The organism is Cedecea sp. NFIX57, assembly GCF_900177785.1.
In the GTDB taxonomy this organism is placed as follows: domain Bacteria; phylum Pseudomonadota; class Gammaproteobacteria; order Enterobacterales; family Enterobacteriaceae; genus Cedecea; species Cedecea neteri_C.
This window is the reverse complement of the sequence record NZ_FXAS01000005.1, coordinates 135,868-149,359: the sequence shown is the minus strand read 5'-3', so window position 1 is coordinate 149,359 and position 13,492 is coordinate 135,868. Positions and strand designations below refer to the sequence as shown.

Sequence of the window (13,492 nt, the reverse complement as noted above, 5' to 3'; positions counted from 1 at the left end):
ATGTTCAAGAATTGATCTTTGTAATTAAGATGAGCGATGGTTTATGGATATAATTCTTGGTTTGTTGTTTCTTATATTAACCTTTATCCCTGCTTTTTATTTGGGCGCATTAAACTTTAAGACGGTGAACTATTATACACTGCTTTTTTGGTTTCCTATGATATTTTGCGTTGTAGGTGCCTTTATTATTAGAAGTGGAATAATGGACAATACATTTTTTGTCCAGCCAATAGCTAATAATCACGCTGTTAAGACCGTAGGGTTACTAATCACAATATTTTCTTTCTTTGTGTTTTTTTATGCATGTTGGTTTACAGAAATTTTCATCACTCTCGTCAGCCGGAAAAAAATTGATCCTAACGTTAGATGGGCGGAGTTTTCATTACGATATACCAGGGAAACACCAAGTCTTCTTCTTTGTGGAATAACAGTAACATCTTTATTGTTGATAATATATTATTATTCCACAATATCGCCAGCACCATTAATGATGGCTCTAACAGGGGCTTCTTCAGATATTGTTTCTTTAAGAAGACTAGAAATAACAAAAGACTATCAAGGTATTGGATATTTTAAAACATTGGCTTTAGTTTTACCTTGTATAGTTTCTTATTGTTATTTGATTAGATATTCAATAAGAAAGAAAAAAAATACTTTAATTGCTTTTTTATTTACCACATTAATTAGCATTTTTTCATTATCGTTAAATGGAGAGAAGGCACCATTAATCTTTTATATAATCGGTTTAATTGTATCATATTCGACGGTAAGGCCAGTAAAAAAGAAGGTGATGTTGTTTCTCGGCTTGATTATTTTTTTAATAATATTAATGTTATATATAGTGCTCTTCCAGTTTTCTGATTCTAATTATATGCTTTATATTATTATTGAACGTATATTTGTTGCACAGGAAATATCGGTGTTCTATGCTGCTGATTATTTCACTCAACACCAATTTTTAGGTATGTCAACGCTTGACAATGTATTCAATAAATTATTTGGTATAACTCCAGGTATACGAGCATCAGAATTGTTTATGTACTACTATCTTCCTGTTATGGCCAAAAATGGAGGGTGGAATGTCAACGGATTTTTCTCACATGAATCATATTCAAACTTTGGGTATCTTGGCGTGATTCTCGGTGCTATATATGGAGGCGTTGTTAATGCTTTAATCTGTAGGTATTTTCGTTCTACAATAAAAACCGAATTGGTTTTAGGTTTTTATGCTTTTTTTGCTATATCTGTAACATCCTTATTAAGCAGTTTTAATGCTATGTTGTTTAATACTCAATTGATACTTGTATTTATAATTTTTTTGTGTGCCCGTCTTTTTGATAAAGGAATTAAAAAATGCCATATGTAGCAGGGAAGGTATCAGTTGTTATTATTTCTTTTAACCATGCAGTATATATTGAAGAATGTATTGAAAGTATTTTGTGTCAACGTTATAAAAATTTCGAAATCATTATAATCGACAATAATTCAACTGATAATACACATGCAATACTTGATAAATACTCCGACAATGAGCTAGTTTCAGTTGTGAAATTACCTGCTAATAAAGGTGTTTCAGGCGGAATAAACGAAGGATTGGCACACCTTAGCGGTGAGTATGTTATTTTCTTTGCAAGCGACGATGTAATGCTTTCAGATCGTTTACATAAACAAGTCTCATTTATGAGTGGCACACCTGATGCTGATGGTTGTTTCGGGAATATGCTGAGGATCAATTCGGATAGCACTATAAATAAAAACGGATTGCTGCCTTTGGTGGAGTTTAAATGCTGGTCTCTTACAGATGTTCTTTTCAATAGAATTAAGCTTTATTCACCAACTCAAATGTACAAGACTCAATCTTTCATGCGGGCAATAAAAAAACTGCCCGGTGATGTCAAGATTGAAGATATTTGGATGTATCATAAACTATTATCTAAAGGGGCTAGGCTATATACTATGCCTCATCTACTGACGTTATATCGAGTTCATCCAAATAATACACATACAAAATACAAAATGATGATGAATGAAAAAATCAAGATATTGAACGAGTACAAAGATGAGAATTACTACAAAGATGCTCTTGACTTTATTTATCTAGAGCACTTTTCGAATTTTGGAAGCACCTCTAAATTTGATGCAATTAAACTTTTGCCTAAAGTTATTTTAAAATTTAAAAGTAAATACTTATATCTGGGGATTTTACGTTTGATTTTTGACTGGAGATAATTCAATGAAAGGAGTAATCGTTGCTATCGATGTATGCGACACCCTAGTAAAAGGAAATACAACCTTTCATTTTTTGGATGTTCTTTTTCAGGATGATAAAAGATACACTTTCTTTAAAAAAGTCAAAAAGAATTATCTTGTTAGGATCCTTTTAAAAATACTGTTTAAATTGAAGTTTGATATAAATAGACGAGTCGCCATTAAGTTTCTTGCTGGTTACACGAGGGATGATTTATTAGGGAAAGCGGATGTTTTCGTCAGAGAAGAATTCAAGTTTAAAAAGGATGTGTTAAACGTAATTGAGTATTGTAAAGGCAATAATATACCTGTTTATTTAGTTTCTGCTTCTCTAGATTTCATTGTAGAGTCTATATCTAAGTTTTTAGATGTAAATTGGTATGCCAGTAGTTTAGAATACTCACAAGGGGTATGTAATGGAAGAATTAACCAAGATCTTCTGTTTTCAAAAGCTAAAATAATACAGGGTATTGAAAGTCAACCGAATTGTGACTCTCTTATATTCATTAGCGATAATATTGAAGACTTAAAAATATTATCAGATTTGAATTATGGTTTCGGATATTACTCGAAAAAGAATTCGAGATTGTTCACGAGAAATAAAATTACAGCATTCGACACGGAACATATAATTAATCTCCTTAAGAGTATGCAATAATTTGAAAAGGCATTAACGTGATGATTTTATTTTACACCCCTTTCTTGTATACAATTCAAACTAGGCTGAAATCTAAAGCACATGTCTTATCTTGGTTAGTTATATATATTATTCCGGTTTTTTTTTGTTTTTCTTTTTTCAATGAAGGCGATAGTGTTACTACAATTATTTTAAAAGGAGTTCTAGGTATACTGTTAATATATAATCTATATGAAGTGGGTTATATTTATAATGATGCTGAAACAATTAAAAAAGAAAAGAAACCGACATATAGGCTAAGTCCTGATTCGTTAGATTATTATGAAAAAAATAAATATAGCATTTATTCAGTGCGTTTTGTTGCGGCATTAATAATCTCTATCATAATTTTCATTTTTTTTAAAAATGTTGGTTTCCTTTTTGCGGCTTGGAGTATAATTATTCTCTATGCTATCTACAATAACATTCGTAACATTTTCAATTTGCCTATTCATTTTTTACTCGTCACTGTAAGGTTTTGTTCTTTATTAATCTTGTATTCTCCTATTGGATTTGGATGTGCGTTCATTCTTATGATTTTTATTTTCCCAGTCATAAACACCTTAGAAAGATGCAGTGAGAAAAGATTTGATTTAGCGTTGTTTCAGAACATGACGCTCTGTAATAAAAAAGATGGCCGATATAAATATTATCTTGCACTCCTGTTAGTGTCTTTTGTTTTGCTAATAATAGATACTACTCAGGCTACAGTTGTTTTCACAATGTATTGCATTTATTTCTTTATCTATCGTTACCTTTTATCAAGAATTATTAAAGATGAATTTTAGTGTGCTATTATCTCTTTACAGCAAAGAGTCTCCAGAGTTTTTAGATAAATGTTTATTGAGTTTGTATACTCAAACTATCCAATCTGATGATGTCGTTATTGTTTTCGATGGGCCGGTATCCGAAGAACTTAATGATGTTGTTATGTCGTGGAAAGAGCGACTACGCATCAATGTAGTAAAATTACCCAAAAACCTGGGGTTGGGCCGTGCGCTGAATGAAGGGATAAATGAATGCAGGAATGAAATTATACTTCGAATGGATACGGATGATATTTGTCATCCAAAAAGATTCGAGTCTCAAATGAATTATTTCCGCAATCATCCGGAAGTTGATATTATGAGTGGATGGATAGCGGAATTTAATTCCGATATTGAAGATGTTCATTCTATAAGAAAAGTTCCTCATAAACATGCTGACATCATTAAATTTGCTAAAAAACGAAGCCCTTTTAATCATATGGCAGTAGCCTATAAAAAAGGCCGTGTCATCGATTCTGGTGGTTATCAAGCTGATTATTTGTATGAAGATTACGCATTATGGGTTCGAATGATAAGTAAAGGTGCGATAACTTACAACTTACAAGAAATTTTAGTATACGCCAGAACTGGCAATGGAATGTTTGTACGAAGAATGGGATGGAAATATGCTGTTTCTGAGTTTAATGCGCAGCGCAATTTTTATTCTTCTGGATTTATAAGTTTGTTTGAACTTATACGTAACTTGTGTATAAGAATGCCTATGAGAATTATGCCTGCATTTGTAGTGGGTTTTGTTTATAAAAAAATACTGCGTCGATAAAACTGAGTTTTTTAATTTTAAATCTATATGTTAATTCTTTATAAGAAATAAAAAAATTTCAGATAGATTAAATAAAATGTAACAATAATATTCCCATTTTAGCAAGCCCTGGGTTAACATGTTCTTTACTTACGCTCCCCAGGTTAAGCTTGGGTGAGCAACCACACCTGACAGGAGTATGTAATGTCCAAGCAGCAGATCGGCGTTGTTGGTATGGCCGTGATGGGGCGCAACCTGGCGCTGAACATCGAAAGCCGTGGTTACACCGTTTCCGTATTCAACCGCTCCCGTGAGAAGACTGAAGAAGTCGTCGCAGAGAACCCAGGCAAGAAGCTGGTTCCATACTACACCGTAAAAGAGTTCGTTGAGTCTCTCGAAACACCACGTCGCATCCTGTTAATGGTGCAAGCGGGCGCTGGCACAGATGCCGCAATCGACTCTCTGAAACCTTACCTGGATAAAGGCGACATCATCATTGATGGCGGTAACACCTTCTACCAGGACACCATTCGTCGTAACCGTGACCTGTCTGCCGAAGGCTTCAACTTCATCGGAACCGGTGTTTCCGGCGGTGAAGAGGGCGCTCTGAAAGGCCCATCCATCATGCCTGGCGGCCAGAAAGACGCTTACGAACTGGTTGCGCCAATTCTGACCAAAATTGCTGCGATTGCTGAAGACGGCGAGCCATGCGTAACTTACATCGGGCCTGACGGCGCCGGTCACTACGTTAAAATGGTTCACAACGGCATTGAATACGGTGACATGCAGCTGATCGCAGAAGCGTATTCCCTGCTGAAACATGGTCTGGACCTGTCCAATGAAGAGTTGGCAGAAACCTTCACCGAGTGGAACAAAGGTGAGCTGAGCAGCTACCTGATCGACATCACCAAAGACATCTTCACCAAGAAAGATGAAGACGGGAAATACCTGGTTGATGTGATTCTGGACGAAGCGGCCAACAAAGGCACCGGCAAATGGACCAGCCAAAGCTCCCTGGACCTCGGCGAGCCGCTGTCCCTGATCACCGAATCAGTATTCGCTCGCTATATCTCTTCTCTGAAAGAGCAGCGTGTTGCGGCGTCTAAAGTTCTGAGTGGCCCGCAGGCTAAGCCATTCACCGGTAACAAAGCTGAGTTCAGCGAGAAAGTTCGTCGCGCACTGTATCTGGGTAAAATCGTTTCTTATGCTCAGGGCTTCTCCCAGCTGCGTGCTGCATCTGAAGAGAACAACTGGGACCTGAACTACGGTGAGATCGCGAAGATCTTCCGTGCGGGCTGCATCATTCGTGCCCAGTTCCTGCAGAAAATCACCGACGCTTATGCTGAGACTCCGGCGATTGCTAACCTGCTGTTGGCCCCTTACTTCAAAAAGATTGCCGACGATTACCAGCAGGCCCTGCGTGATGTGATTTCTTACGCTGTGCAGAACGGCATCCCAACCCCGACCTTCTCCGCTGCAATTGCTTACTACGATAGTTATCGTGCAGCTGTGCTGCCAGCTAACCTGATCCAGGCTCAGCGTGACTACTTCGGGGCGCATACCTATAAGCGTACTGATAAAGAAGGTGTGTTCCACACTGAATGGTTAGATTAATCCTAAAATCTAAAAGTTAGTGATAAAGGGTCCTTTTGGGGACCCTTTTATATAATGTGTGTAAGATTAGATATTTTATGGCCAGATTTGCTTTGTTATAAAGTGGTGTGGCAGTTTTATTTTTAGTAATGTCAAATATCTCTAATCTCTTTGAAGTATGGAAAATCAAGAAACTCCCAAGGTTAATATGAACACTAATGATACCAATTTGACTAAGGTTCGCGCTGAAAGTCAGATCGAAGAATCTATCGATCTAATCGATCTTCTAATGCAACTTTGGCGTGGTAAAAAAATAATTTCTATCTTTTTTGTTATCTTCATTGTGTGCGCTATAGCATATTTATTTGTCGCTAAAGAAAAATGGACATCATCAGCCATTGTTACGTTGCCGGATGCCGGCCAGGTTTCTAACTATAGCAACGCGATGAACGTTCTGAATATCCAGCATCCAGACAGTGCCCCGACGCTGATTGATGTGCAACAACGTTTCTTTGGGCGTTTTAATGCTGCAGTTTCCGCTTTATCTGAGCAGCTGGATAATCAGCAGAAACCCGAAAAACTAACTATTGAGGCGGCAACAAAAGATCAGCCTCTGCCGCTAAAAGTGAGCTATGTAGGTAACTCCGCTCAGCAGGCACAGCAAACGTTGAATGTCTATCTGCTGCAGCTCAATAAGCGCACGGTAAGCGAACTTGATGATGACCTTAAGTCATCGATCAACTCAAAAATTGATAGCTTAAAAGAACAACTCACAGCCAAAGAAAAAGTGGCAAAAGAGAAGCAGCAAAAACGTCTGGACGAACTGAACCAGGCGCTGGTTGTTGCTCAACAGTCAAATATAACCAAGCCCGTGGTTTCTCAGGCAGAAACCTTGTCGCAGGACACCTTGTTTGTTCTGGGCAGCGAGGCACTTGCTTCGATGATAAAAAATGAAGCTTCCCGCCCACTGCCTTTAGACAATTCCTACTTTAACGCCCGCCAGGCGTTGCTTGCTGTCAGTGACTTGAAATCGACACCGGAAACAACGTATGCGTTCCGTTATGTCATGAAGCCGACCCTACCCGTGCGTAAAGACAGCCCGAAAAAAGGTCTGACGCTCGTATTGGCAGCTTTGCTGGGGATTATTGTTGGTTCAGGTTATGTTCTGGGGCGTAACGCGCTGCGGAACTATAAACCAGCAGCGTAAGTTTGTTAAAAAAACAAAAGGCCGCATTAGCGGCCTTTTTTACATCTGTTTCCGGGGTTATGTATGCCGGGCGCGCAAATTCTCAATCACTGTACTCAAGTCCAAATCCTGATCCTGCAGCAGCACCAGCAGGTGATACATCAAATCAGAGGCTTCGTTGGTCAGCTCGTGACGATCGTTCACGGTTGCGGCCAGCGCGGTTTCCACGCCTTCTTCACCCACTTTCTGCGCAATACGCTTGGTGCCGCTGGCGTACAGTTTGGCAGTGTAGGAACTTGCCGGATCGGCAGTTTTGCGCGAGGCCAGTAACTGTTCAAGCTCAAACAGGAAATGCCAGTCGTGGTGCGCTTCCCCGAAGCAGCTTGAGGTGCCCAGGTGGCAGGTTGGGCCGATGGGGTTCACCAGCACCAGCAGCGTGTCGTTATCGCAGTCTGGCGCAATACGTACCACGTTCAGGAAATGGCCTGACGTTTCCCCTTTAGTCCACAGGCGCTGTTTGGTGCGCGAGAAGAAAGTCACTTTGCCGCTTTCCTGGGTTTTTGCCAGCGCGTCCTGGTTCATATAGCCGAGCATCAGGACTTCGCCCGACACCGCGTGCTGAACGATAACCGGCATCAGGCCATCGGTTTTTTCCCAGTCCAGCTGGGCTAACTGTTGTTCTGTTAACACACTCGAATCTCCACGCCTTGCTGAACCAGAAACGCCTTCAGTTCACCAATATTAATAATTTGCTTATGGAACACGGAAGCCGCCAGGGCACCGTCAACGTCTGCATCGCGGAAGGCCTCATGGAAGTGTTCCATGGTACCTGCTCCACCGGAGGCGATAAGCGGCACGTGGCAGACTTCACGCACTTTCTTCAGCTGTGTCAGGTCGTAGCCGTTACGCACGCCGTCCTGGTTCATCATATTCAGGACGATTTCCCCGGCGCCGCGCTTCTGCACTTCCTGCACCCAATCCAGCGTTTCCCACTTTGTTACGCGGGTGCGGCTTTCGTCGCCGGTGTACTGATTTACGTGGTATTTGCCGGTTTCTTCGTCAAACCAGGTGTCGATGCCGACCACGATGCACTGCACACCAAAGCGATCGGCCAGCCGAGTGATAAGCTCAGGATCTGCCAGAGCAGGGGAGTTAATGGAAATCTTGTCCGCCCCGAATGACAGAATCTGCGCGGCATCCTCAACGGATTTAATCCCGCCCGCCACGCAGAAAGGAATATCGATCACTTCCGCCACGCGGGTCACCCAGCTCTTGTCCACCACGCGGCCATCGCTTGAGGCGGTGATATCGTAGAAGACCAGTTCATCTGCGCCTTCCTGAGCATAGCGTTGCGCCAGCGGCACGATGTCGCCGATGATTTCGTGGTTGCGGAACTGCACGCCTTTCACCACCTGGCCGTCACGCACGTCCAGGCAAGGGATTATCCGTTTTGCCAGCATGAAATCGCCTCCTTCACGTTAAATTTACCTTCCAGAAGCGCGCGTCCAACAATCACGCCTTTCACGCCGCTGCCGCGCAGGGCGGCAATATCATCCAGCCCGCCAATGCCGCCGGAAGCCTGGAAGGCGACCTGCGGGAAGCGCGCACAAACTTCCTGATACAGCTCGACGTTTGAACCTGCCAGCGTGCCGTCGCGAGAAATGTCGGTGCACAGTACATGTTTCAGGCCGAACGGCAGGAACTGCTCCACAAGTTGTTCCAGCGTGGTGCCGGAGGTTTCCTGCCAGCCGCTCACCGCGACCTGCTTGTTACCTTCGGCATCAATGCGCACGTCCAGTGCCAGCACCAGGGCATCGGCGCCAAAGCGTTTAAACCAGCTTTGTACCAGCGCAGGGGATTTCACCGCAGTGGAGCCAACCACCACGCGAGCGGCACCCGCTTCAAGCAGGGCTTCAACGTCCTGCTCTGTACGCACGCCGCCGCCAACCTGAACCGGCACGCTCACGCCAGCCAGCAGTTTTTGCAGCAGAGGAATTTGCCGGGCCGCCGGATCTTTAGCCCCGGTCAGGTCAACGAGGTGCAGTACTTCTGCGCCCTGGGCCTGATAATCCTGTAAACGTGGAAGCGGATCGCTGCCGTAGTCGCGCTGCTGGCCGTAATCTCCCTGATGGAGACGCACCACTTTGCCGTCAATTAAATCAAGAGCCGGAATGATCATCGTCTACATCTCCAGAAAGTTTTTCAGCAACTGAGCCCCAGCCGCACCGGAACGTTCGGGGTGGAACTGAACGCCCCAGAAATTATCTTTTTGCACCGCCGCAGTGAAGGCTTCACCGTAGTTTGCCTGGGCGATTGTGTTTTCGCAGACCGGCATTGCGTAGCTGTGAACGAAGTAGAAGTACGCCCCGTCCTCAATGCCGCGGAACAGGCGATCGCCCGCTTTCGGGTAAACACGGTTCCAGCCCATGTGTGGCAGCGGCAGGCCGAAGTCTTTCATCTGCAATACCGGCTGGTCGATAATGCCCAGCATTTCAACGCCGTGGCTTTCATCGCTGCGGCTGCCGAGAAGCTGCATTCCCAGGCAAATTCCCAGTACGGGCTGAGTACAGGCTTTAATCAACTCCACCAAATCGCGCTCGATGATTTGGTTCATGGCCGCCTGCGCGGTGCCTACGCCCGGCAGAAAAAGCTTATCGGCGCGCAGCACCACGTCCGGGTCACGGCTGACCAGCGGCTCATAGCCGTGGCGCTGAATGGCCGATTTCACCGAATGCAGGTTGGCGCAGCCCGTGTCGAGGATCACCACGTTCATCAGAGCACTCCTTTCGAGGAGGGGAGCATGTCACCCTCTACGCGAATCGCCTGGCGCAGGGTGCGGCCAAAGACTTTAAACAGGCTCTCCACGCGGTGGTGATCGTTCTTGCCTTTGGTCTTCAGGTGCAGCGTCACGCCCATGGTGTAAGAGAGTGAGCGGAAGAAGTGTTCCACCATTTCGGTGCTGAGATCGCCCACGCGCTGGTAGTTGAATTCGGCTTTGTATTCGAGGTGCGGGCGGCCGGAGATATCCAGCGCGCAGCGAGCGAGACATTCGTCCATCGGCAGCACAAAGCCAAAGCGAGTGATACCACGCTTGTCGCCCAGCGCCAGCTTCAGCGCTTCGCCCAGCGCCAGGCCGGTGTCTTCCACGGTGTGGTGATCGTCAATGTATAAATCGCCTTTCACCGCGATCTCCATGCGGAACCCGCCGTGGGTGCAGATCTGATCCAGCATGTGATCAAAGAAACCGACGCCGGTGGCGATCTTGCTGCCGCCTTCGCGATCCAGCCACACCTTCACGTCAATCTGCGTTTCTTTGGTGTTGCGTTCTACGTGAGCGTAGCGATCGCGCTTAGTGAGTTTCTCGGCAATTTGTTTCCAGTCCAGGCCATCGCTGTTGTAACGCAGCCCCTGAATGCCCATATTTTCGGCCAGCTCAATGTCCGTGGCGCGGTCGCCAATCACGTAGCTGTTGGCTTTATCCAGCACGCCGTCCTGCAGGTAGCCGGTGACCAGCGCCAGTTTTGGCTTGCGGCAATCGCAGTTGTCCGCCGGCAGGTGAGGGCAAATCAGCACCTCATCAAAAATAATGTCCTGTGAGGTCAGCACCTGCATCATCAGGTTGTGCGGGCCGTCGAAATCGGCCTGCGGGAAACTGGCGGTGCCCAGGCCGTCCTGGTTGGTGATCATCACCAGGCGGTAGCCCGCCTTTTGCAGCTGCAGCAGAGCCGGGATAACGGCCGGTTCAAAGGCGAGTTTATCCATGCGGTCGACCTGATAATCGCTTGGTGGCTCGGAAATCAGGGTCCCGTCGCGGTCAATAAAAAGTACTTTCTGGCTCATTTGCTCTCCGTGGCCTGCAGGCCGGGTTGCTGACGAAGCGCATCGATAGCGCGCTGGCACTCTTCTCGCGTGCCGATGCTGATGCGCAGGCAGCCGCTTAACGTCGGTTGTTTATTCTGGTCGCGTAAGATAATGCCCTGATCCCACAGCGATTTAAAGACTGCGCTGGAGGCGGTAATTCTGGCGATGATGTAGTTGGTTTCGCTGTCGAAAACCTGCTCAACGCAAGGCACGCTTTTTAGCTCATTGATCAGGTACTGGCGATTAAGCAGCACTTCGGCCACGCGCTCACGCATCGCGTTGATGCCCTGTGGGCTAAGCGCCTGGGCAGCGATATCAGCCACTGGTGTAGAAAGCGGGTAAGGGGCGATGACTTTTAGCAGAATATTAATGACTTCTTCATTCGCCAGCGTAAAGCCGCAGCGCAGGCCGGCCAGGGCAAACGCCTTAGAGAGCGTCCGCAGCACGACCAGGTTTGGGTATTCCTGAAGCCAGCCTGCCAGCGTCGCCTGGGGGCAAAACTCGATATAGGCTTCATCGGCAACGACTAATGCTTTGCCACGGGTCATTTCCAGCAGAACTCGCAGATCCTGCGGGTTGATCAACTGGCCGGTCGGGTTGTTTGGACTGCAAACATACACGACTTTTACGCCGTCGAGGTTCTCTGCAATCGCCGGAAGATCCAACTGCCAGTTATCCAGCGTGGCCACGGTGCGGCACTCTACGCCAAACGTCTCGGCACTGACGGTGTACATGCCGTAGGTCGGTGGGCAATAGAGAATGGCGTCTTTGCCCGGTTCGCAAAACGCGCGAATCAGCAGCTCGATACCTTCATCCGCGCCGCGGCTCACCAACACCTGCTCAGGCTTCACGCCTGCGTAGCTGGCATAGTTGGCGATCACTTGCTTTGGCTGGCACTCCGGGTAGCGGTTCAGCGTCTGCGCGGTTAACTGGAACTCTACCGGCGTTGGGTATTCGTTGGCGTTTAGCCAGACGTCGCCGTTCCCGCCCAGGCGGCGGGCAGACTGATAAGGGGTCAGGGCGCGAACGTTGGCGCGGGCTAACTCTTCAATGCTCATGCTTGCTCCTTCAGGGCGGCGACGCGGAGGGTAACGGCGTTTTTGTGGGCGGTCAGCTGCTCGGCGGCGGCCAGGGTTTCAATGGTTTTTGCCAGAGAAGCAAAACCTTGCGGAGACAGCTCCTGCACGGTCATGCGTTTCTGGAAGTCCGCCAGCCCGAGGCTTGAGCAGGTGGAGGTGTAACCGTAGGTCGGCAGCACGTGATTCGTCCCGGAGGCATAATCCCCTGCGGATTCCGGCGACCAGTCGCCCAGAAATACCGAGCCTGCGCTGGTAATATCATCCACCAGTTCACGGGCGTTTCGGGTCTGAATGATCAGATGCTCAGGACCGTATTGATTCGAGATCTCAATGCACTGAGCCAAATCACGGGCAACAATTAAGCGGCTGCTTTCCAGCGCTTTGCGGGCCGTTTCTGCGCGCGGCAGGGCAGCCAACTGGCGCTCAACCGCTTCGGCGACGGCCTGGGCCATGCCGCTGTCCGGGGTCAGCAGAACCACCTGAGAATCCGGGCCGTGTTCCGCCTGGGAAAGCAGGTCGGAGGCGACAAAGTCAGGCGTTGCGCCGCTGTCGGCAATTACCAGCACTTCCGATGGGCCAGCAGGCATATCAATGGCTGCCCCGTCGAGACGCTGGCTGACCTGGCGTTTCGCTTCGGTGACGAAGGCGTTGCCTGGCCCAAAAATCTTGTCCACTTTAGGAATACTTTCAGTGCCCAGCGCCAAAGCTGCGATAGCCTGTGCTCCACCAACCTGAAACACTTCCTGCACGCCGCAAAGCTGTGCCGCGTAAAGGATCTCGTCGGCAATTGGCGGCGGGGAGCAAAGCACCACTTTTTTGCAGCCCGCGATACGGGCGGGCGTGGCCAGCATCAGCACGGTAGAGAACAGCGGGGCGGAGCCGCCTGGAATATACAGGCCAACAGAAGCCACCGGGCGGGTCACCTGCTGGCAGCGCACGCCGGGCATGGTTTCCACATCCACCGGGGCAAGCTGTTGCGCAAGGTGGAATTTTTCTATGTTAGCGACGGCCACGGCCATCGCCTCTTTAATCTCACTACCAAGTCTCGCCACGGCTTCATCGATTTGCTGCTGAGTGACCTGCAGCTGTTTCACTTCAGTTTTATCGAACTTCGCGCTGTATTCACGCAGGGCCGCATCGCCGTTGCTTTTTACGTTGTGCAGGATCTCCGCCACGGTGCGGGTGATGCTGTCCGAAGCGGAGATAGCCGGGCGCATCAGCAGCGTGCGGCGAGCGGCTTCGTCGCAGTCGTTCCAGTTAATCAGCGTGTTGAAGTTGCTCATC

14 protein-coding genes are annotated in these 13,492 nt (G+C 47.0%); 7 read left to right on the top strand and 7 right to left on the bottom strand.

Annotated elements, in window-relative coordinates:
• Positions 1 to 43: 43 nt before the first annotated feature.
• The 7 genes from B9Y90_RS05800 to wzzB all read left to right on the top strand — a co-directional run bounded on the left by B9Y90_RS05800 (position 44) and on the right by wzzB (position 7,289).
• Positions 44 to 1,366, top strand: a complete 1,323-nt coding sequence (locus B9Y90_RS05800; protein WP_085540534.1) for an O-antigen polymerase — start codon at positions 44 to 46, stop codon at positions 1,364 to 1,366.
• Positions 1,354 to 2,229, top strand: a complete 876-nt coding sequence (locus tag B9Y90_RS05795; RefSeq protein WP_085540533.1) for a glycosyltransferase family 2 protein — start codon at positions 1,354 to 1,356, stop codon at positions 2,227 to 2,229. Before B9Y90_RS05800 ends, B9Y90_RS05795 begins: the two co-directional genes overlap by 13 nt.
• 4 nt (positions 2,230 to 2,233) lie before the next feature.
• On the top strand, positions 2,234 to 2,905 hold the full coding sequence (locus B9Y90_RS05790; protein ID WP_085540532.1) for an HAD family hydrolase: 672 nt from the start codon (positions 2,234 to 2,236) through the stop codon (positions 2,903 to 2,905).
• A 17-nt stretch (positions 2,906 to 2,922) separates the two neighbouring features.
• The gene (locus tag B9Y90_RS05785; RefSeq protein WP_139827350.1) at positions 2,923 to 3,711 is read left to right on the top strand and encodes a hypothetical protein; all 789 of its coding nucleotides are present in this window, start codon (positions 2,923 to 2,925) and stop codon (positions 3,709 to 3,711) included.
• Entirely contained in the window at positions 3,701 to 4,510 is an 810-nt protein-coding gene (locus B9Y90_RS05780) for a glycosyltransferase family 2 protein (RefSeq protein WP_085540530.1), read from the top strand. Before B9Y90_RS05785 ends, B9Y90_RS05780 begins: the two co-directional genes overlap by 11 nt.
• A gap of 183 nt (positions 4,511 to 4,693) precedes the next feature.
• Positions 4,694 to 6,103 (top strand): NADP-dependent phosphogluconate dehydrogenase, encoded by a 1,410-nt coding sequence (gene gndA, locus B9Y90_RS05775; protein ID WP_085540529.1) that lies wholly within the window; start codon positions 4,694 to 4,696, stop codon positions 6,101 to 6,103.
• A 187-nt stretch (positions 6,104 to 6,290) separates the two neighbouring features.
• Positions 6,291 to 7,289, top strand: a complete 999-nt coding sequence (wzzB, locus tag B9Y90_RS05770) for an LPS O-antigen chain length determinant protein WzzB (protein ID WP_085540528.1) — start codon at positions 6,291 to 6,293, stop codon at positions 7,287 to 7,289.
• 57 nt (positions 7,290 to 7,346) lie between these two features.
• On the opposite strand, the gene hisIE is transcribed toward wzzB, so the two are convergent.
• From hisIE to hisD, 7 genes are read right to left on the bottom strand one after another with little or no spacing between them, the layout of a single operon-like run.
• Positions 7,347 to 7,958 carry a bifunctional phosphoribosyl-AMP cyclohydrolase/phosphoribosyl-ATP diphosphatase HisIE gene (hisIE, locus tag B9Y90_RS05765; protein WP_085540527.1) on the bottom strand — a complete coding sequence of 204 codons (612 nt, stop codon included), beginning with the start codon at positions 7,956 to 7,958 and terminating at the stop codon, positions 7,347 to 7,349.
• The gene (gene hisF, locus B9Y90_RS05760) at positions 7,952 to 8,728 is read right to left on the bottom strand and encodes an imidazole glycerol phosphate synthase subunit HisF (protein WP_039295111.1); all 777 of its coding nucleotides are present in this window, start codon (positions 8,726 to 8,728) and stop codon (positions 7,952 to 7,954) included. Before hisF ends, hisIE begins: the two co-directional genes overlap by 7 nt.
• Positions 8,710 to 9,447, bottom strand: a complete 738-nt coding sequence (gene hisA, locus B9Y90_RS05755) for a 1-(5-phosphoribosyl)-5-[(5-phosphoribosylamino)methylideneamino]imidazole-4-carboxamide isomerase (RefSeq protein WP_085540526.1) — start codon at positions 9,445 to 9,447, stop codon at positions 8,710 to 8,712. The genes hisF and hisA overlap by 19 nt, the downstream gene beginning before the upstream one ends.
• Before the next feature lie 3 nt (positions 9,448 to 9,450).
• Positions 9,451 to 10,041, bottom strand: a complete 591-nt coding sequence (hisH, locus tag B9Y90_RS05750) for an imidazole glycerol phosphate synthase subunit HisH (protein ID WP_039295104.1) — start codon at positions 10,039 to 10,041, stop codon at positions 9,451 to 9,453.
• Positions 10,041 to 11,108: a bifunctional histidinol-phosphatase/imidazoleglycerol-phosphate dehydratase HisB gene (hisB, locus tag B9Y90_RS05745; RefSeq protein WP_039295101.1), complete on the bottom strand. Its 1,068-nt coding sequence runs from the start codon at positions 11,106 to 11,108 to the stop codon at positions 10,041 to 10,043. Before hisB ends, hisH begins: the two co-directional genes overlap by 1 nt.
• Entirely contained in the window at positions 11,105 to 12,187 is a 1,083-nt protein-coding gene (hisC, locus tag B9Y90_RS05740; RefSeq protein ID WP_085540525.1) for a histidinol-phosphate transaminase, read from the bottom strand. Before hisC ends, hisB begins: the two co-directional genes overlap by 4 nt.
• Positions 12,184 to 13,491, bottom strand: coding sequence for a histidinol dehydrogenase (gene hisD, locus B9Y90_RS05735; RefSeq protein ID WP_085540524.1), 1,308 nt, complete (start codon positions 13,489 to 13,491; stop codon positions 12,184 to 12,186). Before hisD ends, hisC begins: the two co-directional genes overlap by 4 nt.
• Position 13,492 lies beyond the last annotated feature (1 nt).

Coding starts and splice junctions, on each gene's coding strand:
- B9Y90_RS05800 (WP_085540534.1), top strand. CDS start 44: ATGGATATAATTCTTGGTTTGTTGTTTCTTATATTAACCTTTATCCCT.
- B9Y90_RS05795 (WP_085540533.1), top strand. CDS start 1,354: ATGCCATATGTAGCAGGGAAGGTATCAGTTGTTATTATTTCTTTTAAC.
- B9Y90_RS05790 (WP_085540532.1), top strand. CDS start 2,234: ATGAAAGGAGTAATCGTTGCTATCGATGTATGCGACACCCTAGTAAAA.
- B9Y90_RS05780 (WP_085540530.1), top strand. CDS start 3,701: ATGAATTTTAGTGTGCTATTATCTCTTTACAGCAAAGAGTCTCCAGAG.
- gndA (WP_085540529.1), top strand. CDS start 4,694: ATGTCCAAGCAGCAGATCGGCGTTGTTGGTATGGCCGTGATGGGGCGC.
- wzzB (WP_085540528.1), top strand. CDS start 6,291: ATGAACACTAATGATACCAATTTGACTAAGGTTCGCGCTGAAAGTCAG.
- hisF (WP_039295111.1), bottom strand. CDS start 8,728: ATGCTGGCAAAACGGATAATCCCTTGCCTGGACGTGCGTGACGGCCAG.
- hisA (WP_085540526.1), bottom strand. CDS start 9,447: ATGATCATTCCGGCTCTTGATTTAATTGACGGCAAAGTGGTGCGTCTC.
- hisH (WP_039295104.1), bottom strand. CDS start 10,041: ATGAACGTGGTGATCCTCGACACGGGCTGCGCCAACCTGCATTCGGTG.
- hisB (WP_039295101.1), bottom strand. CDS start 11,108: ATGAGCCAGAAAGTACTTTTTATTGACCGCGACGGGACCCTGATTTCC.
- hisC (WP_085540525.1), bottom strand. CDS start 12,187: ATGAGCATTGAAGAGTTAGCCCGCGCCAACGTTCGCGCCCTGACCCCT.
- hisD (WP_085540524.1), bottom strand. CDS start 13,491: ATGAGCAACTTCAACACGCTGATTAACTGGAACGACTGCGACGAAGCC.